This window comes from Okeania sp. SIO2B9 (assembly GCF_010672505.1).
Classification (GTDB): domain Bacteria; phylum Cyanobacteriota; class Cyanobacteriia; order Cyanobacteriales; family Microcoleaceae; genus Okeania; species Okeania hirsuta.
Genome location: NZ_JAAHGK010001174.1, coordinates 1 through 2,398 on the forward strand (window position 1 = coordinate 1; position 2,398 = coordinate 2,398).

2 protein-coding genes are annotated in these 2,398 nt (G+C 36.3%); both read left to right on the forward strand.

Annotation, left to right across the window (positions count from 1 at the left end; all coding sequences use genetic code 11):
• The first annotated feature begins 757 nt into the window (after nt 1-757).
• The gene (gene mnmA, locus F6K13_RS28590; protein ID WP_275670461.1) at nt 758-1,852 is read left to right on the forward strand and encodes a tRNA 2-thiouridine(34) synthase MnmA; all 1,095 of its coding nucleotides are present in this window, start codon (nt 758-760) and stop codon (nt 1,850-1,852) included.
• Between the two features lie 128 nt (nt 1,853-1,980).
• A complete protein-coding gene (locus tag F6K13_RS28595) occupies nt 1,981-2,382 on the forward strand; it encodes a hypothetical protein (protein WP_287289227.1) in 402 nt (133 codons plus the stop codon).
• Nucleotides 2,383-2,398: the final 16 nt, after the last annotated feature.

Consider the following 2,398-nt stretch of genomic DNA (forward strand, 5'->3'; position numbering starts at 1 on the left):
TTTTATCATTTTCTTTGTGGGTTTAATACCCCACCGTCTACACGGTGTTCAAAATTACTTGGGGTTAGAATCCCCATGTAATTTTCCTCCTGTCTCCTGTCTCCTGTCTCCTGTCTCCTTCTTCAATGGTTGCTATTTGCCATTTCCTATTTACTTTTCCCTAAAAGTCTAATGCCAAATTCATTTCTAAATTGCATAGAACAATATTTTAATCAGAGTTGACTTGAAATTAAGACAGACAAATTAATAAATTTGATAATTCTGTGCAGTCTCATATATAGCAGTGGAAGGAAAGGTTAAGAAAGATCGAGAACTTAAAACTCAGAGAAAGTAATTTTTTTCCTGCTTCCCTTTTCCTGGTTACTTCTTCTTTCTTTCTTACTTAAGATTAAGACAGAAAAATTAATAAATTTGATAATTTTGTGCAGTCTCATATATAGCAGTGGAAGGAAAGGTTAAGAAAGATCGAGAACTTAAAACTCAGAGAAAGTAATTTTTTTCCTGCTTCCCTTTTTCCTTCTTCCTTCTTTCTTTCTTACTTAAGATTAAGACAGAAAAATTAATAAATTTGATAATTTTGTGCAGTCTCATATATAGCAGTGGAAGGAAAGGTTAGGAAATATCGAGAACTTAAAACTCAGAGAAAGTAATTTTTTTCCTGCTTCCCTTTTTCCTCTTCCCTCTTCCCTCTTCCTTCTTCCTTCTTCCTTCTTCAAAAAATCTATAATGCAAGATAAATAAACTTAGTTTTGATTTTATAACCTCAAATTCAATGAATAAAATTATAGTCGGTCTTTCTGGTGGAGTTGATAGTTCCACAACCGCAGCAATACTACATCATCAAGGATATCAAGTTGAGGGTTTAACTCTTTGGTTAATGAAAGGAAAAGGTCAATGTTGTTCCGAGGGAATGGTCGATGCCGCTCATATTTGTGAACAGTTAGGTATTCCCCATCATATTGTGGATAGTCGCGATCTATTTCAGGCAAATATTGTTGATTATTTAGTAACAGGATACAGTGCTGGAATTACTCCACTACCTTGTTCTCAATGTAATAAAGCTGTGAAATTTGGCCCGATGCTGGCTTATGGTCGTGAAAAATTGGGTATTGACAAAATTGCCACGGGGCATTACGCACGAATTGATTATGATTCACAGAGCGATCGCTATCAATTAAAACGTGCTATTGACCGTAATAAAGACCAGTCTTATTTTCTGTACGATTTAACACAGGACTTATTAGCTGGTTCCGTATTTCCTCTAGGAAAAATGGTGAAAAGTGAAACCCGACGCATTGCAGCAGAATATGGTTTGAAAACTGCTGATAAACCAGAAAGTCAGGATTTATGTCTAGTGGAAGCTAGCGGTTCGATGCGGGCATTTTTGGATAAATATATTACTCCTCATCAAGGTGAAATAGTTGACCAAGAGGGACGAGTGTTAGGACTCCATGATGGTGTCCATCATTATACAATTGGCCAAAGAAAAGGTTTAGGAGTTTCGGCCCCTCATCCTTTATATGTAATTGATTTAGACCCAGTGATGAATCGGGTAATAGTGGGCGATCGCGACAGTGCGTCAAAAATGGAGTCCACTGTGAAGTTAGTTAATTGGGTTTCTATTGTCCCACCAACTATACCTATACGAGGGGAGGTGCAAGTGAGATATCGTAGTTTACCTGTAGCAGCAAATATTATTCCTTTGGGTATTAATGAGGAGAAACCACAGGATGGTTTTCGAGTTAAGTTAATGTTTGAAGAGGCAGTTTTTGGTATAACTCCTGGACAAGCTGCTGTTTGGTATGAGGGAGATATTTTGTTAGGTGGAGGGATAATTGAAAAGGAGGAGTAAGTGTTAGTTTGTTGTCTGGATTTTAGTTGATTATTGAAGTTGAAAATCCAGACGACTAAATTATCTATTAGCAGATTTCTTAAATTTTGCTTTGTGGGAATTTTTTTAAGGGTAAAACTAGAATAAATATGGGTTCCTCTGGAATTTTTTTGACGGTCGGAGGGGAAAATATAGAAATAGTAAATTTTCCATCAGTGGGTTTCCCAGATTTTGCCGAACTGCCAATTTTTTCAGGGGATCAAGTCAGAGTAAGCATGAGTTTATCTGAAGATTTGTTGATGGTCAGAAGGGAAAATTCAGGAGTAGTAGATTTTCCATCATTGGGTTTCTCAGATTTTGCTGAACTGCCAATTTTTTCTGAAGATAAGGTCAGGGTAAGCATGATTTATTCTGGAAATTTTTTGATGGTTAGAGGGGAAAATTCAGGAGTAGTAGATTTTCCATCATTGGGTTTCTTAAATTTTGTCGAACTGCCAATTTTTTCAGGAGCTAAAGTCAAAGTAAGTCTAATTTTCTCTGAATATTTCTAGATTTTCACCTTTGAGA